The organism is Paracoccus lutimaris, from assembly GCF_003337565.1.
Lineage (GTDB): Bacteria > Pseudomonadota > Alphaproteobacteria > Rhodobacterales > Rhodobacteraceae > Paracoccus > Paracoccus lutimaris.
On sequence record NZ_QPJL01000010.1, the window covers coordinates 128,866 to 154,968 of the forward strand.

Here is a 26,103-nt window from a genome sequence, read left to right on the forward strand (position 1 = left end):
GGTCTAGCGGCGCGGCTTGCGCCAGATTTCGTTTTTCAGGGCCGCCTCAAGGACGGCCCGAAAGGATTCGCTGTCCTCGCCCAGGTCCGACAGGTCGGCGAGCGAGGGATGATCGGCCTGCTGGCGCGCACGCGCCGATTGCGCCATGCGCCAGGTCAGACCCTCATCGGCCATCCCCTCGATCTCGGCCTCGGCGCGGGCGATTTCCTCGCGGGCGGCGCGGCGGGCCTCGATGCGGTCCAGCGCATTGGTCAGGATGCCCGAGGCGGCATCCCCCTCATGCGGGCGCAAAATGGCCGGAGCCGCCTTCACATGGGGGTCGGCCAGAATGCTTTCAAGGGCGCGCTGCCCGGCCTGCGACTGCGTCCCGGACAGCAGGTCATGGACCAGCGCGGCGCGGTCGGTGTCTTGCGGCTCAAGCCGTTCCAGCCGCGATTCCACCGGCGCGATCAGCTCGGGATGGGTGGCGCAGATCGCCAGAACCATGGCCTCGATCAGCACCTCGGCGTCATGCTCGCTGGCATCGGGCGAGGACAGCCGCGAGGCCCGCGTCGGTGCCACCGGCGCCACCGGCTGAAAGCGCGCATCGCGGTCGCGGCCCTTGCCGCCCCCCTCGCGCATGGGGCGCGCGGGACGTGCCGGGGCCTCGTCGCGGCGGCGGCGATTGTTGAAAAGCTGCCATTTCAGGTCCTTCAGCGCCTGAAAATAATGGTCGCGCGTGTCCTTGTCGGGGATTTTCGCGATCGCATCCCCCAGCGCCTTGTCCAGGGCCGCGCGGCGTTCGGGGCTGTCAAAGACCCGGCCCTCGGTCTCGCGCCGCCAGAGCAGATCGACCAGCGGCCGCGCCTCGTCCAGCACGGCGGACATGGCCCCTGCCCCCTTGGCGCGGATCAGGTCGTCCGGGTCCTGTCCCTGCGGCAGGAATGCAAAGCGCAGCGCCTGCCCCGGCGCGGTCATCGGCAGCGCCAGATCGATCAGCCGCAGAGCGGCGCGCAGACCGGCATCATCGCCATCCAGTGCGATCACCGGCTCGGGCGAGACGCGCCACATCAGGCGCAACTGATCCTCGGTAATGGCAGTGCCAAGGGGGGCGACGGCCCCCTCGAAGCCTGCGCGAACAAGGGCGATCACGTCCATGTAACCTTCGGCCACGATCAGCGGCTTGCCCTTGGCCACCGCCGCCCGCGCGGGACCGACGTTGTAAAGGTTGCGCCCCTTGTCAAACAGCGGCGTTTCCGGGCTGTTCAGATATTTCGCCCGCGCATTCGGGTCCATCGAGCGGCCGCCAAAGGCGATGCAGCGCCCGCGCCCGTCGCGGATCGGAAAGGTGATGCGGCCCCGGAAGCGGTCAAATGGCGCGCCGCCATCATCGGGCTTGGCGACCAGCCCGGCCTCGATGATCAGCGCCGGATCAATGCCCTTGCCGCGCAAGGCGTTGAAAAGCCCCTGCCGCTGGTCGGGGGCGAAGCCGATGCCGAACTGCTCGCAGGCGGCATCGTCCAGCCCGCGCCGCGCCAGATAGGCGCGGGCATCCGCCGCAGCGCCGCCCTGCAATTGCAGGCGGAACCAGCGCGCGGCCTGTTCCATGACCTCGACCAGCCCGGTCCGGCGGTCGGCACGTTCGGCCTGCCGGGGATCGCGCTCGGGCATCTGCAACCCGGCCTCCGAGGCCAGCAGCTCGACCGCCTCCATAAAACCCATGCCCTCGGCCTCGCGCAGAAAGGTCAGCGCGTCGCCCTTGGCGTGACAGCCGAAGCAATAATAGAATCCTTTCTGGTCATCGACGTGAAAGGACGCGGTCTTTTCGCCGTGGAACGGGCAAGGCGCCCACCAGTCACCCTTGGCCTGATTCGAGCGGCGCAGATCCCACACCACCTTGCGCCCGATCACGCGCGACAAAGGCACGCGGGCGCGGATCTCGTCGAGGAACTGGGGCGGCAGGCTCATGCGGTCTTATATCGGGTCGGGGGCGGCTGATGCAAAGGACAATCGCGCGTCACGCGCCGACCGCCCCGCGCACGAGGTCCCAATAGATGGCGACGACCCGATCCTGATCCAGGCGCCCGCCCTCGCGATACCAGTTGGTGACGCCGGTCAGCATGGCGATCAGCGCCATGGTGGTCAGGCGGCTGTCGGGTACGGACATGGTGCCCTGCGCCTCGCCCGCGATCAGGATCGCCTCCAGCGCGTCCTCATAGCGGCGGCGCAGCTCGGCGATGACGCGGCGGTTCCCGGGCGCAAGGTTGCGCAGCTCCATATAGGACAGAAACACCGCCTCGGGGCGTTCAAGGCTGGTCTTGATGTGAAAGCGCAGGAAACGCTCCAGCCGCTCCAGCGCCGGGCGGGCGGGATCATCCTGCCAGGCCGCCAGCAAATCCTCCATATGGCTGTGCATCAGGTCTGCCAGCAGCGCCTGCTTGTCGGGCGTATAGGTATAAAGCGCGCCGACCTGCAGCCCGACCTCGGCCGCGATCTGGCGCATCGAGACGGCGGCAAAACCATGGCGCGCGAACAGCCTGCGCGCCGCGTCGCGAACCAGAGGTCCAGTGATTTCCGCCTTTGAGCCCTGCGTCCTTGCCATGCCGCCTTCTAGGCGGGAAAGCCGCCCGCAGGAAGACCGCATCTTGCCCCTGCGTCCCGGCTGGTCCTATGTAACGGGATGGCAGGCGTTCGGGGGATATGGGCATGAGCTTGCGGCTGATCGGAGGCGCGCTGACGCTGATTGCGCTGACCGCCTGTGGCGACCGCACGCATGACTATCCCGCATTGCTGCCGACGGCACAGATCCTGGCCGACCCCGCGATCCCCGCCCATGCCGGCGATGCCGCCAGAGACGACAGCCTTGGCGCATCTCTGGACGCCCGCGGCAAGGCGCTGGCCGGACGTGCAGGCGGACCGCCCATGGCCAGCAATGCCGATCTGCAATCGCGCGCCGATGCGCTGCGCGCCCGCGCCGCGATCCTGTCGCAACAATCGCTTGACGACCCGGACTGCCCCGCCGACCAGCCGGATTGCGCCGGCCAATCCGCTCAGGACTGACAAAGGAGATTTACCGATGCCCGTCATCACCTGCATTGACGATCTGAAAAAGATTTACCGCCGGCGCACGCCGCGCATGTTTTACGATTACGCCGAAAGCGGCAGCTATACCGAAGGCACCTTCCGCGCCAACAGCGACGATTTCCAGCGCATCAAGCTGCGCCAGAAGGTCGCCGTGGACATGTCCGGCCGTTCGACCGAAAGCACGATGATCGGGCAAAAAGTGACCATGCCGGTGGCGCTGGCGCCGGTCGGCATGACCGGCATGCAATCCGCCGATGGCGAGATCAAGGCGGCGACGGCGGCCAAGAAATTCGGCGTCCCCTTCACGCTGTCCACGATGTCCATCTGCTCGATCGAGGATGTGGCCGAGGCCACCGGCCATCCGTTCTGGTTCCAGCTTTACGTCATGCGTGATCAGGAATTCGTCGAGAACATCATCGAACGCGCGAAAAAGGCCAATTGCTCGGCGCTGGTGCTGACGCTGGATCTGCAAATTCTGGGCCAGCGCCACAAGGACCTGAAAAACGGCCTGTCCGCGCCGCCCAAGCTGACGCTGCCGGTGATGCTGGACCTGGCGACGAAATGGTCCTGGGGTCTTGAGATGCTGCAGACCAAGCGCCGCAGCTTTGGCAATATCGTCGGCCATGCCAAGGGCGTCGGCGACACGCGTTCGTTGATGAGCTGGACCGCCGAGCAGTTCGATCCGCAGCTGGATTGGGACAAGATCGCACGTATCCGCGACCTTTGGGGCGGCAAGCTGATCCTCAAGGGCATCAACGACCCTGACGACGCCCGCATGGCCGCTGATTTCGGCGCCGATGCCATCGTGGTCAGCAATCATGGCGGGCGTCAGCTGGACGGGGCCGTCAGCTCAATCCGCATGCTGCCCGAGATCGTTCAGGCCGTGGGCGACCAGGTCGAGATCCATCTCGACAGCGGCATCCGCTCGGGCCAGGACGTCCTGAAGGCGCTGGCCATGGGGGCGCATGCGACGATGATCGGACGCGCCTTCATCTATGGGCTGGGCGCCATGGGCGAGGCCGGCGTCACCAAGGCGCTCGAGGTCATCCACAAGGAACTGGACGTGACCATGGCGCTTTGCGGCGAAAAGGATGTCAAGCATCTTGGCCGCCACAACCTGCTGATCCCCAAGGATTTCCTTGAGCCTTACGCCTGAGGCGGCCACTGCGGATCAGGTTCGAGGTGCCCTCGCGCGGCTGTCATATTCGCCAGCCGCGCGGTTCTTGCCGCCTCGGCTCAGAATGGGAATGGCCAGCCTTTCGCCGATCACGGCAAGCAGCGTGGGCAGGCCGATCGCGAACAGCATCAGCCCGGCCAGATCCGTCACCCCCAGCGCACCGGCGAGTTTCAACGCCAGAACATGCATGAAATAGATCGCCGCCGAAATCGGATCGAGCCGGATCGCCGGCTGCGGCAGGCGCGTCCCCAGCGTGGGCAGAAACAGCGCCGGTGCCGCGACATAGGCGCTGATCGGGATGTCCAGCATGACCGCGTCGCCCCAGCGCAGTTCCACGAGCCGGGCTTCGATCATCAGAAGCCCCGCCCCCAGCACCGTCGCCGCCAGCACCAGCGGGCGGGCGGGCAAGGATTGCATCCCGCCCTGCGCGACCCGGCGCCCGATCAGATAGCCGATGGCAACGAAGGGGAAGCACATGAAAACGCCATTCTCGAACTTGCGCACGCCGATCTCGGCCAGGCCGGCCAGACTGGCATATTGCATTGCGACACCGATGGCGGCGCAGATCGCCGAGGTCACGATCAGAGCGGGCACCTCGAGAGCCGGGCTTATGGCCCGGACCAGCAGCCGCAAACCGATCACGATGGTCCCCGCCACGACGATGCCGGCCATGAACCAAAGATGGAAGAAACCCAGCAGCAAGGTCTTGATCAGCGACACCGGACCATGCACTTCATTCAGCCAGAACGGCAGATAGACCAGCATCCAGAACATGTAGAGCGCCAGCACGCGCCAGAGCCATTTTCCGCTTTTTCCGCGCGCCACCGCCGAGAACAGGAAATACCCCACCACGATGCAGAAGGTCGGCACCATGACCCGCATCAGCCCGTTGCCGATCATGAAGACCAGCGCAGACATATGGCTTTGCAACCAATAGGTATGCCCAAAGGCGACCAGCACAGCCAGCGCCAGCTTCAGATAATCCAGCGAATGAATCCGGTTCAACGCGTCTCTCTTTCCTCGCCCATGCAAGGGTTAGTAAACCTCTCCACTTCGTCGCAAGCATTATTTACCGGGCATTCGACCTTTTCCAGCTTCACATTACGCCATCTCCACGTTATAGGCGCCCATTCGGCCATGCACCCTTGGAGGATGGCCGCAAATCGTTAACAAAGGATTACCAAAATGGCCAAAGAGATCCCTGATCTGGTGGCTGAGGCACGCGCGGGGACAGGCAAGGGGGCCGCCCGCCAAGCTCGCCGCGAAGGCAAGGTGCCCGGCATCGTCTATGGCGACGGCAAAGAGCCCTCGCCCATTCAGATCGAGTTCAACTCGCTTCTGACCAAACTGCGCGCCGGTCGCTTCATGTCCACGCTGTGGAACCTGAAAGTCGACGGTCAGGATGACGTGCGCGTCGTCTGCCGCGGCGTTCAGCGCGACGTGGTGAAGGACCTGCCGACGCATATCGACTTCATGCGCCTGCACCGCAACACCCGCGTGAACCTGTTCATCCATGTGGACTTCGAAAACCACGAGAAAGCCCCGGGCCTGAAGCGCGGCGGCACGCTGGTTGTGGTCCGTCCCGAGGTCGAGCTGATGGTGACCGCGTCGGAGATCCCCGATCACATCACCGTCGACCTGACCGGTCGCCAGATCGGCGATTCGATCCACATCAACGACATCACGCTGCCGGCCGGCGTCAAGCCGACCATCGACCGCAACTTCGTCATCGCCAATATCGCCGCGCCCTCGGGCCTGCGCTCGTCCGATAACGAAGAAGCTGCCGCCGAAGCAGCCGAGGACTGATCCTTCGCGGGCCCAGTGCCCCGGAATTGGACGGGCGGTATCCCCAGCGGATACCGCCCGTTTCCGTTTCCCGCTCTTGCCGTAGCACGCCGGCATTGCTATCCCCAGCCCCTGCAACCGACAGGTAGATCAAGATGACCGACGCCATCCATATCATCGGCGCAGGCCTTGCCGGCTCTGAAGCCGCCTGGCAGATCACCCGCGCAGGCGTGGCGGTGGTGCTGCATGAAATGCGTCCCAAGGTCGAAACCTTCGCCCACCGCACCGGCGATTGCGCCGAGATGGTCTGCTCGAACAGCTTCCGTTCGGACGACGACCAGATGAACGCGGTCGGGCAATTGCATTGGGAAATGCGGGCAGCGGACGGCCTGATCATGGCCATGGCCGATCGCCACCGCCTGCCTGCTGGCGGCGCACTGGCCGTGGACCGCGACGCCTTTTCGCAGGCGGTGACACAGGCGCTGCAGGATAATCCGCTGGTCAGCTTTGCCCCCGGTGAAATCCGCGAGCTGCCAACAGATGGGCGCTGGATCGTGGCGACGGGGCCGCTGACCTCGGAAGCTTTGGGCCGGTCAATCCTGTCGGCGACCGGCGAAGGCTCATTGGCATTCTTCGACGCCATCGCCCCTATCGTTGATGCCGACAGCATCGACATGTCGATCTGCTGGCTGCAAAGCCGCTATGACAAGGGCGAGACCGAGGAAGAGCGCACCGCCTATATCAACTGCCCGATGAACCGCGCCGATTACGAAGGCTTTATCGACGCGCTTCTGGCCGCCGACAAGACCGAGTTCCACGAAGGCGAGACGGCGGGTTATTTCGACGGCTGCCTGCCGATCGAGGTCATGGCAGAACGTGGCCGCGAAACCCTGCGCCATGGCCCGATGAAGCCCGTCGGCCTGACGAACAGCCACAACCCGACCGAAAAGCCCTATGCGGTGGTTCAGCTTCGCCGGGATAACGCGCTGGGCACGCTCTACAATATCGTCGGCTTCCAGACTAAGATGAAATATGGCGCGCAAACCGATGTTTTCAAGCGCATTCCCGGTTTGCAGAACGCCAGTTTCGCACGGCTGGGCGGCATTCATCGCAACACCTTCCTGAACTCTCCGCGATTGATCGACGACCGGCTGCGGTTGCGCAGCCGCCCCAATCTGCGCTTCGCGGGTCAGGTCACGGGCGTTGAGGGCTATGTCGAAAGCGCCGCAATGGGCCTGCTGGCCGGACGAATGGCAGCAGCCGAGGCGCTGGGCCGCGATCTGGCACCGCCACCCGTCACGACCTCAATGGGGGCACTGGTCAATCACATCACCGGCGGTGCGGATGCGAAAACCTTCCAGCCGATGAATGTGAACTTTGGCCTGTATCCGCCGCTGGACGAAATGCTCGGCGGCCGCAAGGGCCGCAAGGACCGCTATCCCGCCTATACCGATCGCGCAAAAGCCGATTTCAGCCAATGGCTTGCGGGGCAGATTTGAACCGGACGCGGCTCGCCCCCTCGCCGACCGGCCCCTTGCATCTGGGCCATGCCTTTGCGGCATTGACCGCCGCCCGCCTTGCCGATCCCGGCCAGTTCCTGCTGCGGATCGAGGATATCGACCAAAGCCGCTGCCGCCCGGAATATGAAACGCTGATCGCCCGTGACCTGCATTGGCTGGGCCTGAACTGGCCACAACCGGTGATGCGCCAATCCGAGCGCCTGCCTGCCTATCAGGATGCGCTGGACCGGCTGGCGGCGCTTGGCCTGACCTATCCCTGCCAGTGCCGTCGCGCCGATATCCGCGCGGCCCTGTCCGCCCCGCAAGAGGGCGCGGCCCCCATCATCGGCCCGGACGGCCCGGTCTATCCCGGCACCTGCCGCCACCGTTCCATGACTGATGCCGGCCCCGAGGACGCCATTCGCCTGAACATGGCCCGTGCCCTGCAACATCTCGGCACCGATGAAATCGCGTTCCTCGACGAGAACATCACCCCCGGCATCCCGCACCGGCTGTCGGCCTCAGACATCATTCAGGGCATCGGTGACGTCGTGCTGGCGCGGCGCGGCATGGGGAGCAGCTATCACCTGTCGGTGGTGGTGGACGATGCGGCACAAGGGATCACACTGATCACGCGCGGAAAAGATCTTTTCGATTCAACATATATCCACGTCATTTTGCAGAAACTGCTGCAACTTCCGGTGCCGCGCTATCATCATCACCGGCTGATCCGCGACGAATCCGGCAAGCGTCTGGCCAAGCGCGACGATGCCCGCGCGCTTGGCCTTTACCGTGACGAAGGCCGCAGCCCCGACGAGATCCGTCAGATGCTGGGGTTCTGAGGCGCCATGATCACCACCTCGGCATCATCGCGGATCGCGGTATAGAAACAGCTGCGGCGGTTGGTGTGGCAGGCCGGACCGATCTGATCGACCAGCAAAAGCAGGCAATCGCGGTCGCAATCGACGCGCAACTCAACCAGTTTCTGCACATGGCCCGAACTTTCGCCCTTAGCCCAGAAGGACTGGCGCGAGCGCGACCAATAGGTGACCTGACCTGTCTCAAGCGTCTTGCGCAGGGAATCGGCGTTCATCCAGGCCATCATCAGCACCTCGCCGCCCAGGTGATCCTGCGCGATGGCAGGGATCAGCCCATTGGCGTCGTATTTCAGGCTGGTTACGTCGAACATCGGCTTTCCTTTCGGCGGGACGATGCCTATCTAATGCGCGCAAGCCCCGGGGGAAAGACCATGTCCGACAACGACCTGATGCAGCTTTATTCGCAGCGCATCCTGGCCTTGGCCTCGGACATCCCGCATCTGGGAAAGCTTGAGGATGCGACCGGCAGCGCGCATAAGCGCTCACCGCAATGCGGATCATCGGTGACGGCTTACGTGGTGATGCGGGACGGGCGGGTTGCGGATTTCTCGCAAGAGGTGCGAGCCTGCGCCCTGGGTCAGGCCTCGGCCGGGGTGCTGGGCCGGGTGGCGCTGGGGCATTCGCGCGACGAGATCGCCCGCGCCCGCGACGAATTGCAGGCCATGCTGAAATCGAACGGCCCGGTCCCCGCCGCGCCTTTTGACGCGCTTGAGGTCCTGCTGCCCGCGCGCGAATTCCCCAATCGCCACGCCTCGATCCTTTTGGCATGGGAGGCGCTTCTGGGCGCCATCGAGGCCTCGCCCGCATGAAAAAACCGGCCCTCAAAGGGGCCGGCAGGTGCGCGCATGATCATCCGGGGGAAACGGTGACAGGACAGGCAAGTCATGTCGAAATGCGCGGGGCAGTGAGGGGCAGACAGGCTGTAAAGGCCGGGATCAGGCCGCCAGAATCGAAGGCAGCGAAAACAGGATGATGGCGGTCACCGAAATGGCGACGGTGCCAAGCAGGTCAGACAGGGATTCGCGGGTCATGGGCGTTCTCCACAGTTTGTTTATACTTTGTTCTCATTTCAGCGGAACAAAGTAAAGAACTTTTTAGGAACATTTGCCGAATTGTTAACCCGCAGGATTGTCAGCCTGCCGTGACCAGCCGGATGGCGCGGTCCTGCTCCATCAGCCACAAAAGCAGCCGCACGGCGCGGCCGCGTTCGCTTTCCATGCCCGGGTCGCGTTCCAGAAATGCCTGCGCATCCTTGCGCGCCAGCGCCATCAGCGCACCCTGCCGCTCCAGATCGGCGATGCGGAACCGTGGCAGGCCCGATTGCGCGGTGCCGATCACGTCGCCCGCGCCGCGCATCGCCAGATCCTCCTCCGAGATGCGAAAGCCGTCCTCGGTCTCGCGCAGGATCGAAAGGCGGCGGCGGCCGCTTTCCGACAGCGGCTCGTGATACATCAAGAGGCAGCTTGAGGCGCCCGTCCCGCGCCCGACCCGGCCGCGCAACTGATGAAGCTGCGCAAGGCCAAAGCTTTCGGCGCGCTCGATGACCATGATCGTGGCCTCGGGCACATCGACGCCGACCTCGATCACCGTGGTCGCGACCAGTATCCGCGCCCGACCGGCGGCGAAATCGGCCATGGCGGCGTCGCGCTCATCCGGGGGCATCTGGCCATGGACCAGCCGCACCTCATCGCCGAAACGCGCGCGCAATTCCTGAAAACGGGCCTCGGCGGCGGTCAGGTCGATCAGCTCGCTTTCCTCGACCAGCGGGCAGACCCAATAGGCGCGCGCGCCGCCATCCAGCGCCCGGGCCAGATGATCGACCACCTCGCCCATGCGCGTGTCCGAGATCACCGTCGTCCTGATCGGCTGCCGCCCGGCGGGCTTTTCGTCCAAGACCGACAGATCCATGTCGCCAAACTGCGCCAGGGCCAATGAACGCGGGATCGGCGTCGCGGTCATCACCAGCATGTCGGGCGGCAGGTGATTGCCCTTGGTGCCCAGTTCCATCCGCTGATTGACGCCAAAGCGGTGCTGCTCATCGACGATGGCCAGCCGCAGGTCGTTGAATTCGACCGCCTTCTGAATCACGGCATGGGTGCCAACAAGGATGTCGATGCGCCCCTCGGCCAGATCGGTCAGGATATTGGTCCGGGCATCGCCCTTGTCGCGGCCGGTCAGCACCTCGATGCGGATGCCGGCCAGTTTCGCCAGCGGCTCCAGCGCGCGGAAATGCTGGCGGGCAAGGATCTCGGTCGGGGCCATCAACACGCCCTGCCCGCCCGCCTCGACCGCGACCAGCAGCGCAAGAAAGGCAACCAGCGTCTTGCCGGCGCCGACATCGCCCTGCAGCAAGCGATTCATCCGGCGCGGCGCAGCCATGTCAGCGGCGATTTCCTCGACCGCGCGGCTTTGCGCGCCGGTTGGTGGCCAGGGCAGCCCGGCCAGAACCCGCGCCCGCAAGGCGCCATTGCCCAGTGTCTGCAAGCCCGCCTGCCGCCGCCGGTCGCGCCGCATCAGCGCCAGCGTCATCTGATGGGCGAAAAGCTCGTCATAGGCCAGCCGTGCCCGGGCCGGATCGGTGGGCGACAGCCCCTGCGGGCCGTCGGGCGCATGGGCGCGGGTCAGGGCCTCGGTCCATGCAGGCCAGCCCTCGCGCGTCAGAACCGAAGGGTCGATCCATTCGTCGACCTCGGGCAGGCGCGTCATTGCCGCCGCCACCGCCTTTTGCACCACGCCCTGCGTCAGCCGCCCGGACAGCGGATAGACCGGCTCGAACTCCGGAGGCGCGGGCGTTCCCTCAGCGGCGATATGGTCGGGATGGACCATCTGCGCCATGCCGTCGAAAAGCTCGATCTTGCCCGAGACCATACGGCGCTGGACAATCGGCAGCTGGCTTTCGATCCAGTCGCGGCGGGGATGAAAGAACACGAGCTGCAGGTCCTGCACCCCGTCCGAGCACTGCACCCGCCACGGCCGCCCCTTTGCGGTGGGCGGGGTGTGGCGCTGGACGGTCACCGTGACGGTGACGATTTCGGGGGGCTGCGCCTCGGCCAGCCGCGTGATCGGGCGCCGACGAACGCCGGAATGCGGCAGGGTCAGGATCAGGTCGCGTGGCCGGGTGACGCCCATCTGCTCAAAGGCCTCGGCCGCACGCGGACCGATGCCGGGCAGGGTTTCAAGCCCCGCAAACAGCGGAAACAGTGCCGGCGGACGGCCCGGCGTCATCCCTGCGCCAGCGCCAGCCATTGGTCCTCATCGATGACCTCGATGCCCAGTTCGGCGGCCTTTTTCGCCTTGGAGCCCGCGCCCGGCCCCGCGATCAGCAGGTCGGTTTTGGCAGAGACCGAGCCCGCCACATTCGCCCCCAGCGCCTCGGCCCGCGCCTTGGCCTCGGCCCGGGTCATCTTTTCCAGTGTGCCGGTAAAAACCAGAGTCTTGCCCGCGATGGCGCTGTCGGTGGCACGCGCCTCGGGCGGGATGACGGTTCGCAATTGCGCAAAGACCCGGTCGATCGCCGCGCGCTCGGGCGGGTTGGCAAAGGCGTCCGAAAGCGACAGCGCCATGACCGGCCCGATCCCGTCCGCAGCGATCAGGTCCGACCAGGCATCAGAGGCAGCGTGCGGCGGGCTGGTATTGGTAATGGCCGCTGCGCGGGCCTCGGCAATCCGGGCGCGACGCCCCTCGCTCGCGGCCAATGCGCGTTCGGCTTGCGCCGCATCATCGGCCGCGCGATGCGCCAGCGCCGCCGGGCGGCCGATATCCAGCGCATGTTCCAGCGCCTGCCAGTTCTGGAAATGCCGCGCCAAGTCCTGTGCCGCGACCTCGCCGACATGGCGGATCCCCAGAGCGAACAAAAGCCGCGCCAGCGCGATATCCCGGCGCCGGTCGATGGCCAGAAACAGGCTTTCAGCGCTTTTCTCGCCCCAGCCGTCGCGGTTCTTCAATTGCTGGATCTGGCCGGGGCCATAGCGTTCCTGCAGGGTGAAGATATCGGCCGGCTCGCGGATCCAGCCGTCATGGAACAGCTCCTCGACCAGCTTGGTGCCCAGCCCCTCGATGTCGAATGCCGCGCGCGAGACGAAATGGCGCAGTTTCTCGACCGCCTGCGCAGGACAGATCAGCCCGCCGGTGCAACGCCGCGCCGAATCCCCCTCGTCGCGGATGGCGGGCGAGCCGCATTCCGGGCAGACAGTCGGAAAGGCATAGGGCTGCGAACCCTCCGGGCGCTTGGCCAGATCGACATCGGCCACCTTGGGGATAACGTCGCCGGCGCGATAGATCTCGACCCAGTCGCCGACGCGGATATCCTTGCCGCCGCGAATGTCCTGACCATCGGCCCCGCGTCCGGCGATATAATCCTCATTGTGCAGGGTCGCGTTCGAGACGACGACCCCGCCCACCGTCACCGGATGCAGCCGCGCCACCGGGCTGAGCGCGCCGGTGCGCCCGACCTGAATGTCGATGGCCTCAAGCCGGGTCCAGGCGCGTTCGGCCGGAAATTTATGCGCCAGCGCCCAACGCGGCGTCGTCGAACGCATGCCAAGGCGCACCTGATAGGCCAGATCGTTGACCTTGTAGACCACGCCGTCGATGTCATAGCCCAGCGTCGCGCGCATCTGCTCGACCTGCTCCCAGACCGCGATCATCTCATCGGGGGAGGTGCAAAGTCGCATCAGCGGATTGGTCTGGAAGCCCAAATCGTGCATCCGCGCCACCGCCTCGGACTGGGTGGCCGCGAAACTGGTGCTGACCTCACCCCAGGCATAGGCGAAAAATCGCAGGGGCCGCGACGCCGTCACCGCGGGATCAAGCTGGCGCAAGGATCCGGCGGCCGCATTGCGTGGATTGGCGAAGACCCGGCCGGTCTCCAACTGGTTCAGCGCCTCGAAATCCTGATGCGACATGTAGCATTCGCCGCGGATTTCAAGCACCTCGGGGAAATCCCTGCCCGAAAGCTTTTGCGGGATATCCGAAATGGTGCGCGCATTGGCGGTCACGTTTTCGCCCACCGCGCCATCACCCCGCGTCGAGGCGAGAACCAACTCGCCGCCTTCATAGCGCAAGGCCAGAGACAAGCCATCGATTTTGGGCTCGGCTGTGAAATCAAGCGGCGCCTGCGGAGCCAGATTCAGGAATGAGCGCACACGCTGAACGAATGCCTCGACATCGTCGCGCGAAAACCCGTTCTCAAGCGACAGCATCGGTTGGCGATGGGCAACCTTGGCGAACCGCCCGTCTGGAGCCGCGCCGACCTGGCCTGTCGGGCTGTCGCCCCGGGCAAGCTCGGGGTGGTGCGTCTCGATTTCCTCCAGGCGGCGCTTTTTCGCATCATATTCCGCGTCGCTGAGAAAGGGCGCATCGTCGTTGTGATAGGCAAGATTGGCGCGCGAAAGCTCCTCGGCCAGCTGTGCCGCTTCGGCCGATACAGCTTGGAGATCGGGGAAATTCGCACCATTCCCACGCGGTCCTGACCCGGTTTCCGACACGTCCTTTCGGCCGTCTGTACTCATCATGCCCTCCGTCAGCAGCCGGCCCGAACCGGCCGCAATCAGGAGAATGGTGATAGCGGCGCCGGGGCTTGGTTGTCCAGCACCGGCAATCGCCGCGGATCAGGCGCGCAGCGCCATACGCTCGGCATTCTGGGCCGGACCGACCGGATCGCGCAGCACATAGCCCCGCCCCCAGACCGTCTCGATATGGCTTTCGCCATCCATGGCCGCCGCAAGTTTCTTGCGCAGCTTGCAGACGAAAACGTCGATGATTTTCAGCTCCGGCTCATCCATGCCGCCGTAAAGGTGGTTCAGGAACATTTCCTTGGTCAGCGTCGTGCCCTTGCGCAGGCTGAGCAGCTCCAGGATCTGGTATTCCTTTCCGGTCAGATTGATCGTGCGTCCGGCCACCTCGACCGAACGCGCGTCCAGATTGACCACCATCTCGCCGGTGCGGATCACCGACTGGCTGTGACCTTTCGACCGCCGGATGATCGCCTGAATGCGGGCAATCAGCTCATCACGGTTGAAGGGTTTGGTCATGTAGTCATCGGCGCCGAAGCCGAAACCGCGCAGCTTGCTTTCGGTATCGTCCGAGCCGGTCAGGATCAGGATCGGCGTATCGACACGGGACATGCGGATCTGGCGCAAAACCTCCATCCCGTGCATGTCCGGCAGGTCCAAATCCAGCAGGATCAGATCGTAGTCATAGAGCTTGGCAAGGTCGATCCCTTCCTCGCCCATATCCGTCCGGTAAACGTTGTAACTGGCATGGGTCAGCATCATCTCGATGCTGCGTGCCGTGGTAGGATCATCCTCCACAAGAAGGATTCGCATGTCATTTCCCCTTGCTAACCGGTATCGCGACGATGATGTCAGCGAAAGGTTAATATCACGTTACCGGAGAAATCACAGACATTGCACAACTTAAAATTGTCTAAATTTTTGCAATTGCGTGATCTTCAGCCCATTCCGTCCGTGCTTGCGCACCGCGCTGGCCCAGGCGTCGAACTCCTCCTCGGTCAGGCCATAGCGAAGAATCGCGTCGTTGCGGGTGATCAGGCCGTGGTTCACCGCATCGACCACCACCGCCTTGCGGCTGGCGACCCATCGCGTCGCCGGATCGGGCAGATCGGCCAGCGTCAGAATGGTGCCATCTGACAAAATGACCGTGCGCGGTCCCGGAGTTTTCTTCAAAAACATCGGCAAGTTCCTGTCTTTCTTGCGTCGTTTCTGTCACAGAGTTCTTAAGCCGAGGTGAAGTCTAGCTGCATTTTTGCCGCGCGCCCCTTGAGAATTCGTGGATTTTTCCTATAAATGTCTGGAAATGCAGCGCCCCGGATCGGCGCCGCGAAAGGACGATCCATGACAATGCCCGGAACCGACCTGCGCAAGACCGCGCAAGACATGCCTGTGAATTCGCTGGGCTTTCCAAAGCCGCCGGCGCAGACGCGCGTGGTCGTTGCCATGTCGGGCGGTGTCGACAGCTCGGTCGTGGCGGCAATGCTGGCGGAACAGGGCTATGATGTCATCGGCGTCACCTTGCAACTTTACGATCATGGCGCGGCGCTGGCGAAAAAGGGTGCCTGCTGTGCCGGGCAGGATATCCATGATGCGCGTCGCGTCGCCGAGCGCATTGGATTCCCGCATTACGTCCTTGATTATGAAAACAAGTTCCGCGAATCCGTGATCGAGGAATTCGCCGATGCCTATCTGGCCGGCGCAACCCCCGTACCTTGCATCCGTTGCAATGAGCGGGTGAAGTTCCGCGATCTGCTTGAAACCGCGCGTGAGCTGGACGCCGATTGCATGGCGACCGGCCATTACATCCGCCGCCATGACGGCAAGGCGGGGGCCGAGCTGCATATGGCTGCCGACCCGAACCGCGATCAAAGCTATTTCCTGTTCTCGACCACGCGCGAACAGCTTGAATTCCTGCGCTTTCCTCTGGGCGGGCTTGCCAGCAAGGCCGAGACGCGGGCACTGGCCGCGCAATACGGGCTGGCGGTCGCCGACAAGCCCGACAGCCAGGACATCTGCTTCGTGCCGAACGGGAATTACGCCAGCGTCATCGAAAAGCTGCGCCCCGGCTCGGCCGATCCGGGCGAAATCGTCGATCTGGACGGCAACGTGCTGGGTGAGCATCGCGGCGTCATTCATTACACCATCGGCCAGCGGCGCGGGCTGGGCATCGGCGGCTTGGGCGATCCGCTTTATGTTGTGCGCCTTGATCCCGACAACCGCCGCGTCATCGTCGGCCCGAAACAGGCGCTGGCTACGAAAATCGTGCCAGTGACCGAGGTGAATTGGCTGGGAGATCAACCCTTTGAGGGTGAGATCGCAATCAATGCCCGCATCCGCTCGACCCGGCCGCCGCGCCCGGCGATCCTGCGCGCCACCGGCGACCGCCGCGCCGAGATCGAACTTCTCGACCCCGAAGAGGGCGTCAGCCCCGGGCAGGCCTGCGTCTTTTACGCGACCGAAGGCACGCGGGTGCTGGGCGGCGGCTGGATCTCGCACCGCCGCGGCGGCTGAGTTCAGGCGGCGGCCGCCAGCAGCCGGATGCGCTCCACCATGGCCCGCAAACCGTTCGAGCGCTGCGAGGACAGATGCTCCTGCAGGCCCAGCCGCCCCAGCTCGGCCGGGGCATTGATCTTGCCGACCTCGGCCACGGGCACGCCGGAATAAAGCGCATGCAGGATGGCGATCAGCCCGCGCACGATCAGCGCGTCGCTGTCACCCTGAAAGTCAAAGCGCCCTTCGGCGATCCGGGGCATGATCCAGACCTGGCTGGCGCAGCCTTCGACCTTGGTCGCGGGCACTTGCAGGGCCGCATCCATCGGCGGCATGGCCTTGCCCAGTTCGATGACATGGCGATAGCGGTCCTCCCAGTCATCGAGGAAATCGAAGGTTTCGGCGATCTCTTCAAAAGCGGGCGTGGCCATGGGCATCCTTTCACTCCCGCGGGCCTGCGGGCGGGCTTGGCATAGCGCGGCAAGCCCGCGCGGTCAAAGAGGCTTTCGCCCCCGCACGACTTGCCCTATCACTGCCGCAGGAACAAGGAAAACAGGGACAGCAACCCATGCGGACAAGAACATTGGCCCTTTTCGGCTGTGCGATGCTCGTATTGGCCGGATGCGGCGGGCCGGGCAGCGGATGGAGCCCGCTGGGATGGTTCGATGGCGGCTCGTCCGAGCCGCAGACGCTGGCACCCGAGGGAGGTTATCCGACCACGCAGACGGATGGCCGCGCGCCGCTGGCCCGTGTTGTCAGCGCCAAATGGGATCCGCTTTACGAGGGCCGGCTGCTGGTGGTGACCGGCCTTGCGCAGACCAAAGGCTGGTGGGACGTGGCGCTGGTGACCGAGGTGCCGATGCCCAAGGGCCGCATCCGCCCCGACGAGAACGGCGTGCTGCGCCTGCGCCTGGTCGGCTATCCGCCGCCGCCCGACACATTCGCGGCGGCAAACCCGCCGAACCCGGCCAGCGACACGATCACCGTCGGCATGACGCTGTCCCATGCCAGCATGGCCAACCTGCGCGAGGTGGTGATCACCGGCGCCGGCAATGCCGTCACGCTTCGCCCCTGAACCGGCCAGGCCAGATATGCAAAGGGCGCCATCAGGGCGCCCTTTTTCATTCTTAACGTGTTCCCGACGGGTTCAGCCCATCTTGCGCAGATAGGTCCAGGTCGGCACGCGGGCATTGCGGGCCACCGACCAGCTTTCCGCATCGCCCAGATATTCGAAGCCGCTATTGGTCAGCACCCGGGCCGAGCCGGGATTGTCCTGAAACGCCTCGGCGAAAAGCGTGCGCGAGCCATGCGGATTGGCAGCGACCAGCGCAGCGACAGCCTCGGTCGCGAAGCCGGTATTCCAGAACCCCGCCCCGATCCAGAAACCCAGTTCGGACTGCTCTGCCTCCATCCGGGTCAGCGAGACCACGCCCAGCAGTTCGGCCAGCTTGTTGTCCGAGCCGTCGATGGCCCAGACATCCTCGTCACGATCCGAGGACATGGCGCGCTTGACATAGGCCTCGGCCGCGCCCGGCGGCAAGGGATGCGGAATGGACCGCGTCCCTTCGGCCACGCGGCGGTCGGCGGTGTAATGCGCAATCAGCCCCGCATCCGACAGGCGCAGCGGTCGCAGCACCAGCCGTTCGGCGACGATCTCCTCTTGCCGCGCCAGCTCCGAAGCCATGGATCCGGTCGTCATGCTCTTCTCCCCGTCTTGCTCGCAATAGATATGGGTGCGGTCCTTGGAAATGCGAAGGGGACCGGCCTTGGCCGATCCCCCTTTAGCACCCGAGTGTTAAGAATCGGCTTACTCGGCAGCCTCGAGATTGGCAGGCAGCACCGAAATATAGGTGCGGCCCTTGAGGCCCTTGCGGAAGGTCACGTGACCGTCGGTCAGCGCGAACAGCGTGTGATCGCGGCCCATGCCGACGTTCTGGCCCGGCCACCAGGTGGTACCGCGCTGACGCACGATGATGTTGCCGGCGACGGCCGACTGGCCACCGAACAGCTTGACGCCAAGACGACGACCGGCCGAGTCGCGACCGTTGCGGGACGAACCGCCTGCTTTCTTATGTGCCATGGGTCAGTCTCCTTATTCGCTGGCGGCTTCAGCCGCAGCTGCGGCCTTGGCTTTCGTGGCTTTCGCCGGTTTCGTGGGGGCCGCCTCGACCTTGGTGCGGGCGCCGACGGCAGCCTTCACGTCGGTCTTGTCGCCGCCCTTTTCCAGAAGCTCGGTCACGCGCAGCAGGGTCAGCTGCTGGCGATGGCCACGGGTGCGCTGCGAGCTGTGCTTGCGGCGACGCTTGACATAGGTGATGACCTTGTCGGCCTTGATCGTGTCGATGACTTCGGCCTGCACGGCGGCACCGGCAACCAGCGGCGCACCGACAGTCGCACCGATCATCAGCACGTCGTTGAACTGGACCTTGTCGCCGGCTTCGGCGTTCAGTTTTTCGACGCGCAGCACATCACCGGCCTGAACCCGGTATTGCTTGCCGCCCGTCTTGAGAACTGCGAACATTCCGTCTTTCCTTGTTCTGCCGCGTCCTTTGGCCCCTGCGATCGCAGGTGTTTGTGGGTTGGCCCCGCCTTCGGACAGCGCACCCTGGATATGGGTGAGGTTCAAAATAACGCACCGGCAACGGGCAGAAACCCGGCCGGTCGCGGCTATATCGCGGATTCGCGCCATGAAGTCAACCGGATTGACCGCACCGATTGGCCCCGCAGTCAGGGCTGCGCGCACCAGATTTCCAGCGCCTCGGCCGGTTGCAGTTTCCGCCCCGGCCGCAGCACTCCGGGCGTGCGCGACAACAGTGGCGCCGGATTGGGTCCGTTATCGCCATGGACCCAGCGCGCCCGGTTATGGGCATGTGCCGGGGCCTCGTCAATCGAAAGGACGGGCGCTGCGCAGGCATCGCTGCCTTCCAGAAGACGCGCCCAGTCGTCGCGGCTGCGGGTCCTGAAATGCGCCGCAAGAATTGCGCGCAGTGCCGGCCATTGCGCGGGATCGCGGCGGTCGGGCAGGCCCATGGCATCAAGCCCGATCCGCATCAGCAGCTCGGCCCAGAATTGCGGCTCGATGGCGCCGATGGCCAGATGCCCGCCACAGGCGCATTCATAGCAGCCGTAATAGGGCGCCGCGCCATCAAGGATATTGGCCTGCCGCCGGTCCTGCCACGCTCCGGCCATCCGCATCCCCGAGATCATCGCCATCAGATGCGCGACCCCGTCGCTGATCGCCGCATCGACCACCTGCCCCTGCCCGCTTTCGCGCGCCTTCAGGACCGCGGCGAGCATGCCCGCGACCAGATACATCGAGCCCCCGGCAAAATCGCCCAGCAGGTTCATGGGCGGCAAGGGGTGATCGGCCGGACCGATGGCATGCAGGGCGCCGGTGATCGCCAGATAGGTCAGGTCATGGCCCGCCGAATGCGCCAATGGCCCCGCCTGCCCCCAACCGGTCATGCGGCCATAGACCAGACGCGGGTTCCCGGGAAAGTCGTCGGGGCCAAGGCCCAGCCGCTCCATCACGCCGGGGCGCATGCCCTCGATCAGCGCATCGGCCTGGCCGATCAGGGCGCGGGCGGTGGCCTGCCCCTCGGGCGATTTCAGGTCCAGCTCCAGCCAGTCGCGGCCGCGATCCAGAACGTCGCGCTCCAATCCCAGCACATGGCGCGCGCCGGGCCGGGCAATGCGGATCACGCGGGCGCCGTGATCGGCAAGCCACATCGCCGCAAAGGGTGTCGGGCCAAGCCCGGCGATCTCGACCACGCGCAGCGAGGCAAGCGCGCCGGTCATGGACAGGGGTCCGATTGACTGGGGAAATGGTGGGCGGTGAGGGACTCGAACCGTGAATGACTCATTGTAAATCAATACCTTATGAGAAGTTTTGTAACAATGTGACGCCCCTAAAAATGACCTAAATGACGTTGCGTTAGATAGGTCCGAAAGGCAAGCACGAACCCACGTCATCCGCCCAGCAGAAAGGGCGGGGATCGCCCCCCGCCCTTTCAATTTTTCACCACAATTCAGGCTGTGGGGCGCGGATTGGTCGCGCCCGGTGCCGCGCGACCAAAAGGAGTGGGTCGCCGCACCATGACGGGGTTTGGCTAATGCAGGCCGCGCACTCACCGTCTAATCGCAGCGCATTCGGTGGTGGAGTAAGTCCACCGGGCCGCGCCAGCCCTATACATTGTCCTTACGGCTGGCGCGGTGATCTGTCTCATGGGATCAGGGGGTAAACGTCGAAAGTTCTTCTTGTCGCCGCATCCAATCCGCCTCGTCCAAGTTGAGGCTATAGTTCAAGCGCGCTTTCTCTGCGTTTTCGACTTCCTCGCGCAGATGCATCACCTTCATTTTCATGCGCTCATACCTCAACCTGAGATCGGCAAGGCTCCGTTCTGCGGCATGAAGTTCCTTCTGCTTCTGCCTGAACACTGACGATACCATGTCGGCATGTAACCGGTATGTGACTGCCTGTTTGCTCGGGGTATAGTTCGCTTCAAGATAGGCCAAAACATGCTGACGCTGCATCGAATGCATGGATGACAACATTACACAGCCTCGTCGCTCTCGTTGAAGCACCGTAGCGCCTCAGCATGATCCGACTTCATGGCGTCGATCCGGGCGCGCTCGGCGTCGATCCGGGCGCGTGTCGCCTTCCGTTCGGCCTCCATTCCTTCACCGGGATATAGATCGACCTCACGCTGCATGTGGTGCTCAACATCGGAATGGATCATGTCAAGCATCGACTGCGGAAAATCCAGGTCGTGCAAGACTGTGCACATATCCAGCATGTCGCTGTATTCCTGCCGGTCCTCGGGCAGAGACTGGATGCGTGCGATTGCATATATAAGCGCCTTAACGACGATGTAGCCATCGCGACCGGTGACGCTTGCCGCCACCGGGGTGGTCTTGACACTGCTCTTCATTGGTAGGTATCTCCAAATATTACTGCTAGGTGACAAGGGCGGTGGTCGTGGAACATCAACCGCCTTTGTTGCATCTGAACCGGGCGCAGATTGTCGGCTCAGCCCGTCACCTTCCACGCCGGGAAGGTCCAGCGGACCTGCTTATCAAGCTGGTCCAGCATCTTGTTGAGGCGCGCGGCCTCTTTCAGCGCCGCCTTTTTCTTGGCCGGATCCGACAGGTCGGAAGCCTCGACTTCGGCAAGGCGGGCTTTGATCTCGGTGCGCTTGTATGCATTCACCTCATCGGCCAAGCCCTGCGCTGCTTTGATCAGGCAGCCTATCATCACCTCGGCACGGCCTAGCGACGTGCTGGAATCCTCACCAAAGGGATTGTGGTCCTGCAAATCGTCTAGCGTGAATGCTTCCGGGCCTCTGTCGTCCTCAAACAGTGGCGCTGCAATTCCGGTCAATTCAAGCGCCTGACAATATTGCGAACCCACCTGATCGTCGGGTGTGAACACCTCAAAGAACGGTTTGCGGAAGACACCTGCCGGCGCTACGGCCTGCACAAGCTCCTCTTGCTTCTTTTCCTTCTGGCGCTGCCTCCAACGGCGCTGCGCTTCTGCGTTTGCATTTGGCATGTCTGCGTCTCCTTCCCGATCATTACTATTACTGTGTATATAGTAATGCAACTGACAAATGCATTCCTCACAAATTCGTGATTACGCAGCCAGCGCCGCCCCTGCATCCTCGCGGCAGGCTTCCGGCAGCACACCAGCGACGACCAGCGCCTCGGCCAGTTTGCCGCGCAGGTCGCCCATGCCGGTCGCAGCGGCCATGAACGCGTCCGCCAGATCGTCGATCAGAGTTTCATAGGCAGAATCGGGAATGAAGGTGGTCATGGTATTGCTCGTTGCTGATTTGGATAACCAGAATCTAGGACGACACGGAATCCGTGTGCAAGAGGAAACTTTCGCAACTATATGATTTTATTATATAAAAGGTAAGTAAGTGCTTACTTATGTGCTGGGCTTGAAAGCAAAAGAAAAACCCGCGCGCAGGAACGAGTTGCGCGCGGGTCTGGTAAGCCGGGTAATCACTCCCGGTAGAGACTATCTACATCAGATGAGAATGATTCTCAATAAAAAACTGCCGGTCTTAACCGGAATGTGTGCTCCCCCAACCCTTCCGGTTCCGGCCACAACGCAGGTGACGTCGAAGCCGAAGGCGAACCATGTCTGCGTTTATGATCTGCGCGCCGCGTGTCTAGGAATACGCGAGACACTCGGCGCTTCGCGCCTCCCTGCGCGTCGCTTCGCTCCTTGCCATCTCGCGCTTCGCGCTCGATTGACGTTTCTCTTTATCATGACCGGAAGATTGTCATCTGTTTGTGTAATCCCCTTTCAGGAGATGACTATTCCCCCTGACGGATACACAGCCATAGTTCAGCCAGAACCGATGTTCTGGCTAGTTGTGTATCCGTCAGGGGGATTGATCGACTAAATCTTTCAGTCGAAGTGGTGAACCGAACCTGCTGATCAAGGCGACCGGGCGGCATCCATTGTCCCGGCGATATTCGGCGCATCCGGCCTTTCGGCCATGCGGTTGCAGCCCGAAGGCTGCGCGACACAGGCGGCTTACCTACAACCAGACCTGTATCCAGCGGTTGTCATCACTGACAGAGCCGCAATCTTTTGTGGCGCTATTCGCTAATGTGCGGGAAGCAACCGTCCCAGTGCGTCCGATGTTCTCCACCGGGGTGCGATCTGGGGCGATCAAACCTGCGGGTTCCTAGCTAACCCGTCTCCGCGCACCGTCTCGTATTCGGCGTTCTGCGGGATCTTTGCCGAAGGCTAGGATCGAACAAGGCTGCATTGATTAGGTGCAGCCGAGTGTCATGCGATCTCATGGGTAGGGTCTGCGACAAGACGCTCGCCTAGCACTTCATAAGGATAACTTGCTTGCAACATAGCATATCAGTTCCTGCGCGCAACCGGTTAGTTGCATGGAATCAATGGAGTGTATGCGCAAGCCTCAAATCCCGAAGCACTAGCGCAGCATCCCGCCGGGCCTCATCTGGCGGATCATCTCGGATTGCACCATCACGCGCATTGCGGCTTCGGACTCGCGGGCGATCTGCTTGGCAAGCTCGCTGTTCTGCTCGGGCGTTCCACCGGTCGCATTCACCGTCACCGCGCCGCCGGTGATGTTGATCACGGGGGCTGACACCTTCGCAGAGCCGCTGGGCGAGTCGCTGACGGCCCTCGCGACCTTTCCGGCAGCACCGACCAGCCCGCCCTCGGCATAGCCCCTGCGGGCGCTCCGGTGCATCCGTTCGAGATTGCCCGCGCCGATGCGCTTGACCGTCTCGGCGCTGAACACATACTCGCCCGCGTGAACGATACCGGCAGGCTGATGCTTGCCGCCGTGGCCGGTATAGCCGCCCTCGGCAAAGCCCAGCAGGCCGCCCAGCCATTGCCCGGCACCGGCAAACATGCCGCCCTGTCCGAACATGCCCATGAACACGCGATGAAATTGTGCTGCGGCGATCTGCCGCAGCAGCCCGGCCAGCGCCTCGCCCGCCGACATGGAACCAGACAGGATGCCGCCGAACAAGTCGGACAGCGCCTGCGCGCCTTTCTGGCCCGCGTCCTCGACCTTCTTCATCTTGTCGGCGGCCTGATCGGCCTTGCTCGCGGCATCGGCATAGCTCTGCGCCAGCTTGTCGATCTCGGCGGTCAGTTCGGGTGTGATCGCCTTCCCGGCCTGTTGCGCGGCATGCAGCAGCTTGGCCTTCTCGGCTGCGAGGGCGACGGCATCGCCATAGCTCTTGCCAGCCGCCGCGCCCGCGATCAGGGCAGCGGATTCAAATTCCAGTTCCCGCGTCCGGTCACGGATCGCCTGCGCCTCGCGGGCAAATTCGTCCAGCGCCGCCGCACCACCGGCACCGCCAGAACGCCCGCCAGAGCCACCCGAGGATCGCGCGGCGGCATCGGCGGCGGAACGGGCCGCATCACCGTCCAGCGCCGCCTGCGCGGCGGTGGTGATCTCGGCATCGGTCAGGGTCGCGCCTGCCTCGGATGCGCGCTTGCGCACCTCGGCCTTCTCGCGGTCCAGTTTCAGGCTTTCACTGGTGGCGGCGTTCCGGGCATTCTCGCTGGCGACGAAACGGTCATTGGCCGCGCGCATGGCGTCGAGACTGCTCATGCTGGCGGATTGCGCGGCATGTTGCTGGCGCAGGGCTTCAAGCCGCTTGGTGCCGGGGTCGATCTGCGCAGCCTTCGCCAGTTCACCAACCAGCGCCGATGCCTGCGCGGTGACGGATGCGATCACGCCCCCGAGGCGTCCAAGCTGCGACATGATGCCCGAGAACTGCGCGCGATCCACGTCCGACAGGCTGGCGAAAGCATCCTGCGCGCCGGTCTCGATCTCGCCCAGCTTGGCGGCAAAATCCTCGCCGGTCATGGTGCCGTCGCGGAATCCCTGTTGCGCCGCGTCCAGTTCGCCCGACAGGCGACGAAGCTGGTCGGCAGCATCGCCGTATGCACCTCGGCTGACGACATGATGATGCAGGGCATGATCTCGGGACGGGCAAGGCCGGTGCGGATGCGCTCGGGCGCGACATGCTGGACAACATCCGGCGTCGCGATCAGTGCCAGCCGCACGGCGCGTTGCAATTCCATGTCGGGGGTCATTGGCTGGCCTCGCGGATCGCGCGGCGCAGCAGCCGGTTCATGCGCTGTTCGAGGCGTTTTCGGTTCAAGCGCCATGCTGGGTTGAAGAATGGCGCGGCGGGCATGGTGCCGGTGGTGGTGCCGTCCTTGTGCATCCGGGGTGCGGTGCCGCCCTCGACCAGATGCGCGTGACGGGCATCGCTATCGCCCGCCGTCACCAGCACCTCGAACTCGCCTGCCACGCGCTGCCCGCCATCGGTGGAATGCGGCGGGGTGGTTTCGCCGGGGCCGGTGACGTGAATGCTTTCGATCAGATCGCCCGTGCGCCGCGATGCCTCGGCCAGCACCCGCATGTCGGCGGCGATCTCGTTCCCAGCCTTCACCAGTTCCGGGCGCAGGATAGGCGCTGCGGCATCGCGCATCGCTTGCAGTTTCCGGGTCAGTTCCTTGGAGCCTTGCACCAGATCAGCCATTGGGCGCGGCCTCATGCTCGGGCACATAGCCGACAACCTGCCGCTTCACGCCAGACAGCAGGTCGGTCACGCCGAACGGAAGCTGGTAGGCGCTGGCGAAGGTGACGGCCTCGCGCGCCTCATACTGATGCGCCACCAACAGCAGCACGGCTTGCACCATCAGCACGTTGCCCGCGTCAAACGGCAGGCCGGTATAGGACGCCACCCACGCCTCGGCGACGTTGCCATAATGGGTCAGGATCGTGTCGTCGGCAGTTTCATCGGGCAGAAAGTTCAGATGCGCCCGGACAAGGGCAGCAGGGATCGGCATAGCGGGTCACTCGTAAAACACAGCACTCATAACATAGTGTTATGTTATCACATCACAACCAGCAGAAAAAGTTATATTCCGCCTGTCTTGCGCGTGCCTCCCCCCGCCGGTTGCCGACATGGGGCGGAAGTTCGGGGGTAGGCCCCGGCTCATCTCTTCATATCTCTCCGGAGTCGCTCAACCCGCGAGTGTTTACAGAATCAACAAACTCCCTTGTGCGTGTGCAGTAGGCACTCTAGGTGGTGTTGACAAAAGGGATTCACAGGGTGGCCTGATCGTGATTCAAGCTGGTACCTGCAATGGAGACCAGATTGGCACGAGACCTGATGTC

Annotated in this window: 29 protein-coding genes; 8 read left to right on the plus strand and 21 right to left on the minus strand. The window is 64.0% G+C overall.

The annotated features are described in order from the left end of the window. Positions 1-3 precede the first annotated feature (3 nt). Together dnaG and DFP89_RS11055 are read right to left on the minus strand one after the other, a co-directional pair. A complete protein-coding gene (gene dnaG / locus DFP89_RS11050) occupies positions 4-1,947 on the minus strand; it encodes a DNA primase (RefSeq protein ID WP_114349443.1) in 1,944 nt (647 codons plus the stop codon). Between the two features lie 49 nt (positions 1,948-1,996). Further along, positions 1,997-2,581, minus strand: a complete 585-nt coding sequence (locus DFP89_RS11055; RefSeq protein ID WP_114349444.1) for a TetR/AcrR family transcriptional regulator — start codon at positions 2,579-2,581, stop codon at positions 1,997-1,999. 104 nt (positions 2,582-2,685) lie between these two features. On the opposite strand from DFP89_RS11055, the gene DFP89_RS11060 reads away from it, so the two are divergent. Together DFP89_RS11060 and DFP89_RS11065 are read left to right on the plus strand one after the other, a co-directional pair. Continuing rightward, entirely contained in the window at positions 2,686-3,039 is a 354-nt protein-coding gene (locus DFP89_RS11060; RefSeq protein ID WP_245948663.1) for a hypothetical protein, read from the plus strand. A gap of 16 nt (positions 3,040-3,055) precedes the next feature. Then, on the plus strand, positions 3,056-4,219 hold the full coding sequence (locus DFP89_RS11065; RefSeq protein ID WP_114349445.1) for an alpha-hydroxy acid oxidase: 1,164 nt from the start codon (positions 3,056-3,058) through the stop codon (positions 4,217-4,219). A gap of 15 nt (positions 4,220-4,234) precedes the next feature. Here the strand turns inward: DFP89_RS11065 and DFP89_RS11070 are convergent, their stop codons facing one another. Continuing rightward, a complete protein-coding gene (locus DFP89_RS11070; protein ID WP_114349446.1) occupies positions 4,235-5,245 on the minus strand; it encodes an acyltransferase family protein in 1,011 nt (336 codons plus the stop codon). A 180-nt stretch (positions 5,246-5,425) separates the two neighbouring features. On the opposite strand from DFP89_RS11070, the gene DFP89_RS11075 reads away from it, so the two are divergent. The 3 genes from DFP89_RS11075 to gluQRS all read left to right on the plus strand — a co-directional run bounded on the left by DFP89_RS11075 (position 5,426) and on the right by gluQRS (position 8,366). Continuing rightward, positions 5,426-6,046 (plus strand): 50S ribosomal protein L25/general stress protein Ctc, encoded by a 621-nt coding sequence (locus tag DFP89_RS11075; protein ID WP_114349447.1) that lies wholly within the window; start codon positions 5,426-5,428, stop codon positions 6,044-6,046. Between the two features lie 134 nt (positions 6,047-6,180). Continuing rightward, complete coding sequence (gene trmFO / locus DFP89_RS11080; protein WP_114349448.1) at positions 6,181-7,524, plus strand: methylenetetrahydrofolate--tRNA-(uracil(54)-C(5))-methyltransferase (FADH(2)-oxidizing) TrmFO; 1,344 nt, start codon at positions 6,181-6,183, stop codon at positions 7,522-7,524. After that, a complete protein-coding gene (gluQRS, locus tag DFP89_RS11085; RefSeq protein WP_114349449.1) occupies positions 7,503-8,366 on the plus strand; it encodes a tRNA glutamyl-Q(34) synthetase GluQRS in 864 nt (287 codons plus the stop codon). The genes trmFO and gluQRS overlap by 22 nt, the downstream gene beginning before the upstream one ends. Here the strand turns inward: gluQRS and hisI are convergent. Beyond that, positions 8,348-8,713 (minus strand): phosphoribosyl-AMP cyclohydrolase, encoded by a 366-nt coding sequence (gene hisI / locus DFP89_RS11090; RefSeq protein ID WP_114349450.1) that lies wholly within the window; start codon positions 8,711-8,713, stop codon positions 8,348-8,350. The two genes, gluQRS and hisI, sit on opposite strands and share 19 nt — an antisense overlap. Before the next feature lie 60 nt (positions 8,714-8,773). On the opposite strand from hisI, the gene DFP89_RS11095 reads away from it, so the two are divergent. After that, on the plus strand, positions 8,774-9,211 hold the full coding sequence (locus DFP89_RS11095; RefSeq protein ID WP_114349451.1) for an iron-sulfur cluster assembly scaffold protein: 438 nt from the start codon (positions 8,774-8,776) through the stop codon (positions 9,209-9,211). Positions 9,212-9,533: 322 nt separating this feature from the next. Here DFP89_RS11095 and recG read toward each other — a convergent pair whose 3' ends face one another. From recG to sciP, 4 genes are all read right to left on the minus strand, one after another. Then, entirely contained in the window at positions 9,534-11,648 is a 2,115-nt protein-coding gene (gene recG / locus DFP89_RS11100; protein ID WP_245948665.1) for an ATP-dependent DNA helicase RecG, read from the minus strand. Continuing rightward, the gene (gene ligA / locus DFP89_RS11105) at positions 11,624-13,912 is read right to left on the minus strand and encodes an NAD-dependent DNA ligase LigA (protein WP_114349452.1); all 2,289 of its coding nucleotides are present in this window, start codon (positions 13,910-13,912) and stop codon (positions 11,624-11,626) included. Before ligA ends, recG begins: the two co-directional genes overlap by 25 nt. A 99-nt stretch (positions 13,913-14,011) precedes the next feature. Beyond that, positions 14,012-14,728: a response regulator transcription factor CtrA gene (ctrA, locus tag DFP89_RS11110; protein ID WP_114349453.1), complete on the minus strand. Its 717-nt coding sequence runs from the start codon at positions 14,726-14,728 to the stop codon at positions 14,012-14,014. Between the two features lie 90 nt (positions 14,729-14,818). Then, a complete protein-coding gene (gene sciP, locus DFP89_RS11115; protein WP_114349454.1) occupies positions 14,819-15,094 on the minus strand; it encodes a CtrA inhibitor SciP in 276 nt (91 codons plus the stop codon). 162 nt (positions 15,095-15,256) lie between these two features. Here sciP and mnmA point away from each other — a divergent pair, with 162 nt between their 5' ends. After that, positions 15,257-16,426, plus strand: coding sequence for a tRNA 2-thiouridine(34) synthase MnmA (gene mnmA, locus DFP89_RS11120; RefSeq protein ID WP_425452661.1), 1,170 nt, complete (start codon positions 15,257-15,259; stop codon positions 16,424-16,426). 2 nt (positions 16,427-16,428) lie between these two features. Here the strand turns inward: mnmA and DFP89_RS11125 are convergent, their stop codons facing one another. Next, positions 16,429-16,836, minus strand: coding sequence for a SufE family protein (locus DFP89_RS11125; protein WP_114349455.1), 408 nt, complete (start codon positions 16,834-16,836; stop codon positions 16,429-16,431). Between the two features lie 173 nt (positions 16,837-17,009). Between DFP89_RS11125 and DFP89_RS11130 the strand changes: the two genes are divergently transcribed. Beyond that, positions 17,010-17,480, plus strand: a complete 471-nt coding sequence (locus DFP89_RS11130) for a hypothetical protein (protein ID WP_114349456.1) — start codon at positions 17,010-17,012, stop codon at positions 17,478-17,480. Positions 17,481-17,552: 72 nt separating this feature from the next. Here DFP89_RS11130 and DFP89_RS11135 read toward each other — a convergent pair whose 3' ends face one another. From DFP89_RS11135 to DFP89_RS11190, 12 genes are all read right to left on the minus strand, one after another. Then, on the minus strand, positions 17,553-18,104 hold the full coding sequence (locus DFP89_RS11135) for a GNAT family N-acetyltransferase (protein ID WP_114349457.1): 552 nt from the start codon (positions 18,102-18,104) through the stop codon (positions 17,553-17,555). Positions 18,105-18,212: 108 nt separating this feature from the next. Next, positions 18,213-18,485: a 50S ribosomal protein L27 gene (gene rpmA, locus DFP89_RS11140; protein ID WP_114349458.1), complete on the minus strand. Its 273-nt coding sequence runs from the start codon at positions 18,483-18,485 to the stop codon at positions 18,213-18,215. Between the two features lie 12 nt (positions 18,486-18,497). Then, the gene (gene rplU / locus DFP89_RS11145; protein ID WP_114349459.1) at positions 18,498-18,926 is read right to left on the minus strand and encodes a 50S ribosomal protein L21; all 429 of its coding nucleotides are present in this window, start codon (positions 18,924-18,926) and stop codon (positions 18,498-18,500) included. A gap of 206 nt (positions 18,927-19,132) precedes the next feature. Next, the gene (locus tag DFP89_RS11150) at positions 19,133-20,203 is read right to left on the minus strand and encodes a CaiB/BaiF CoA transferase family protein (protein ID WP_114349460.1); all 1,071 of its coding nucleotides are present in this window, start codon (positions 20,201-20,203) and stop codon (positions 19,133-19,135) included. Positions 20,204-20,635: 432 nt separating this feature from the next. Continuing rightward, positions 20,636-20,947 (minus strand): hypothetical protein, encoded by a 312-nt coding sequence (locus DFP89_RS11155; RefSeq protein WP_147273304.1) that lies wholly within the window; start codon positions 20,945-20,947, stop codon positions 20,636-20,638. 11 nt (positions 20,948-20,958) lie between these two features. Further along, positions 20,959-21,336: a hypothetical protein gene (locus DFP89_RS11160; protein WP_147273305.1), complete on the minus strand. Its 378-nt coding sequence runs from the start codon at positions 21,334-21,336 to the stop codon at positions 20,959-20,961. Positions 21,337-21,434: 98 nt separating this feature from the next. Then, positions 21,435-21,956, minus strand: coding sequence for a hypothetical protein (locus DFP89_RS11165; protein ID WP_114349463.1), 522 nt, complete (start codon positions 21,954-21,956; stop codon positions 21,435-21,437). An 81-nt stretch (positions 21,957-22,037) separates the two neighbouring features. After that, positions 22,038-22,217: a hypothetical protein gene (locus tag DFP89_RS11170; RefSeq protein ID WP_114349464.1), complete on the minus strand. Its 180-nt coding sequence runs from the start codon at positions 22,215-22,217 to the stop codon at positions 22,038-22,040. A gap of 1,147 nt (positions 22,218-23,364) precedes the next feature. Further along, positions 23,365-24,780 (minus strand): phage tail tape measure protein, encoded by a 1,416-nt coding sequence (locus DFP89_RS11175; RefSeq protein ID WP_114349465.1) that lies wholly within the window; start codon positions 24,778-24,780, stop codon positions 23,365-23,367. Further along, on the minus strand, positions 24,777-24,998 hold the full coding sequence (locus DFP89_RS11180; RefSeq protein WP_114349466.1) for a hypothetical protein: 222 nt from the start codon (positions 24,996-24,998) through the stop codon (positions 24,777-24,779). The genes DFP89_RS11175 and DFP89_RS11180 overlap by 4 nt, the downstream gene beginning before the upstream one ends. An 8-nt stretch (positions 24,999-25,006) precedes the next feature. Further along, complete coding sequence (locus tag DFP89_RS11185) at positions 25,007-25,462, minus strand: HK97 gp10 family phage protein (protein ID WP_114349467.1); 456 nt, start codon at positions 25,460-25,462, stop codon at positions 25,007-25,009. Further along, entirely contained in the window at positions 25,455-25,772 is a 318-nt protein-coding gene (locus tag DFP89_RS11190) for a head-tail connector protein (RefSeq protein ID WP_114349468.1), read from the minus strand. The genes DFP89_RS11185 and DFP89_RS11190 overlap by 8 nt, the downstream gene beginning before the upstream one ends. Positions 25,773-26,103: the final 331 nt, after the last annotated feature.

Excerpts from the sequence above, each read along its gene's own strand:
- dnaG (WP_114349443.1), bottom strand. The coding sequence starts at position 1,947 with ATGAGCCTGCCGCCCCAGTTCCTCGACGAGATCCGCGCCCGCGTGCCT.
- trmFO (WP_114349448.1), top strand. The coding sequence starts at position 6,181 with ATGACCGACGCCATCCATATCATCGGCGCAGGCCTTGCCGGCTCTGAA.
- DFP89_RS11065 (WP_114349445.1), top strand. The coding sequence starts at position 3,056 with ATGCCCGTCATCACCTGCATTGACGATCTGAAAAAGATTTACCGCCGG.
- DFP89_RS11190 (WP_114349468.1), bottom strand. The coding sequence starts at position 25,772 with ATGCCGATCCCTGCTGCCCTTGTCCGGGCGCATCTGAACTTTCTGCCC.
- DFP89_RS11180 (WP_114349466.1), bottom strand. The coding sequence starts at position 24,998 with ATGGAATTGCAACGCGCCGTGCGGCTGGCACTGATCGCGACGCCGGAT.
- ctrA (WP_114349453.1), bottom strand. The coding sequence starts at position 14,728 with ATGCGAATCCTTCTTGTGGAGGATGATCCTACCACGGCACGCAGCATC.
- rplU (WP_114349459.1), bottom strand. The coding sequence starts at position 18,926 with ATGTTCGCAGTTCTCAAGACGGGCGGCAAGCAATACCGGGTTCAGGCC.
- DFP89_RS11175 (WP_114349465.1), bottom strand. The coding sequence starts at position 24,780 with ATGACCGGCGAGGATTTTGCCGCCAAGCTGGGCGAGATCGAGACCGGC.
- DFP89_RS11160 (WP_147273305.1), bottom strand. The coding sequence starts at position 21,336 with ATGAAGAGCAGTGTCAAGACCACCCCGGTGGCGGCAAGCGTCACCGGT.
- gluQRS (WP_114349449.1), top strand. The coding sequence starts at position 7,503 with ATGGCTTGCGGGGCAGATTTGAACCGGACGCGGCTCGCCCCCTCGCCG.
- ligA (WP_114349452.1), bottom strand. The coding sequence starts at position 13,912 with ATGAGTACAGACGGCCGAAAGGACGTGTCGGAAACCGGGTCAGGACCG.
- rpmA (WP_114349458.1), bottom strand. The coding sequence starts at position 18,485 with ATGGCACATAAGAAAGCAGGCGGTTCGTCCCGCAACGGTCGCGACTCG.
- DFP89_RS11075 (WP_114349447.1), top strand. The coding sequence starts at position 5,426 with ATGGCCAAAGAGATCCCTGATCTGGTGGCTGAGGCACGCGCGGGGACA.
- DFP89_RS11155 (WP_147273304.1), bottom strand. The coding sequence starts at position 20,947 with ATGCATTCGATGCAGCGTCAGCATGTTTTGGCCTATCTTGAAGCGAAC.
- DFP89_RS11135 (WP_114349457.1), bottom strand. The coding sequence starts at position 18,104 with ATGACGACCGGATCCATGGCTTCGGAGCTGGCGCGGCAAGAGGAGATC.
- DFP89_RS11060 (WP_245948663.1), top strand. The coding sequence starts at position 2,686 with ATGAGCTTGCGGCTGATCGGAGGCGCGCTGACGCTGATTGCGCTGACC.
- DFP89_RS11185 (WP_114349467.1), bottom strand. The coding sequence starts at position 25,462 with ATGGCTGATCTGGTGCAAGGCTCCAAGGAACTGACCCGGAAACTGCAA.
- DFP89_RS11055 (WP_114349444.1), bottom strand. The coding sequence starts at position 2,581 with ATGGCAAGGACGCAGGGCTCAAAGGCGGAAATCACTGGACCTCTGGTT.
- DFP89_RS11125 (WP_114349455.1), bottom strand. The coding sequence starts at position 16,836 with ATGGCCACGCCCGCTTTTGAAGAGATCGCCGAAACCTTCGATTTCCTC.
- DFP89_RS11170 (WP_114349464.1), bottom strand. The coding sequence starts at position 22,217 with ATGACCACCTTCATTCCCGATTCTGCCTATGAAACTCTGATCGACGAT.
- recG (WP_245948665.1), bottom strand. The coding sequence starts at position 11,648 with ATGGCTGGCGCTGGCGCAGGGATGACGCCGGGCCGTCCGCCGGCACTG.
- sciP (WP_114349454.1), bottom strand. The coding sequence starts at position 15,094 with ATGTTTTTGAAGAAAACTCCGGGACCGCGCACGGTCATTTTGTCAGAT.
- DFP89_RS11150 (WP_114349460.1), bottom strand. The coding sequence starts at position 20,203 with ATGACCGGCGCGCTTGCCTCGCTGCGCGTGGTCGAGATCGCCGGGCTT.
- mnmA (WP_425452661.1), top strand. The coding sequence starts at position 15,257 with ATGACAATGCCCGGAACCGACCTGCGCAAGACCGCGCAAGACATGCCT.
- hisI (WP_114349450.1), bottom strand. The coding sequence starts at position 8,713 with ATGTTCGACGTAACCAGCCTGAAATACGACGCCAATGGGCTGATCCCT.
- DFP89_RS11165 (WP_114349463.1), bottom strand. The coding sequence starts at position 21,956 with ATGCCAAATGCAAACGCAGAAGCGCAGCGCCGTTGGAGGCAGCGCCAG.
- DFP89_RS11130 (WP_114349456.1), top strand. The coding sequence starts at position 17,010 with ATGCTCGTATTGGCCGGATGCGGCGGGCCGGGCAGCGGATGGAGCCCG.
- DFP89_RS11095 (WP_114349451.1), top strand. The coding sequence starts at position 8,774 with ATGTCCGACAACGACCTGATGCAGCTTTATTCGCAGCGCATCCTGGCC.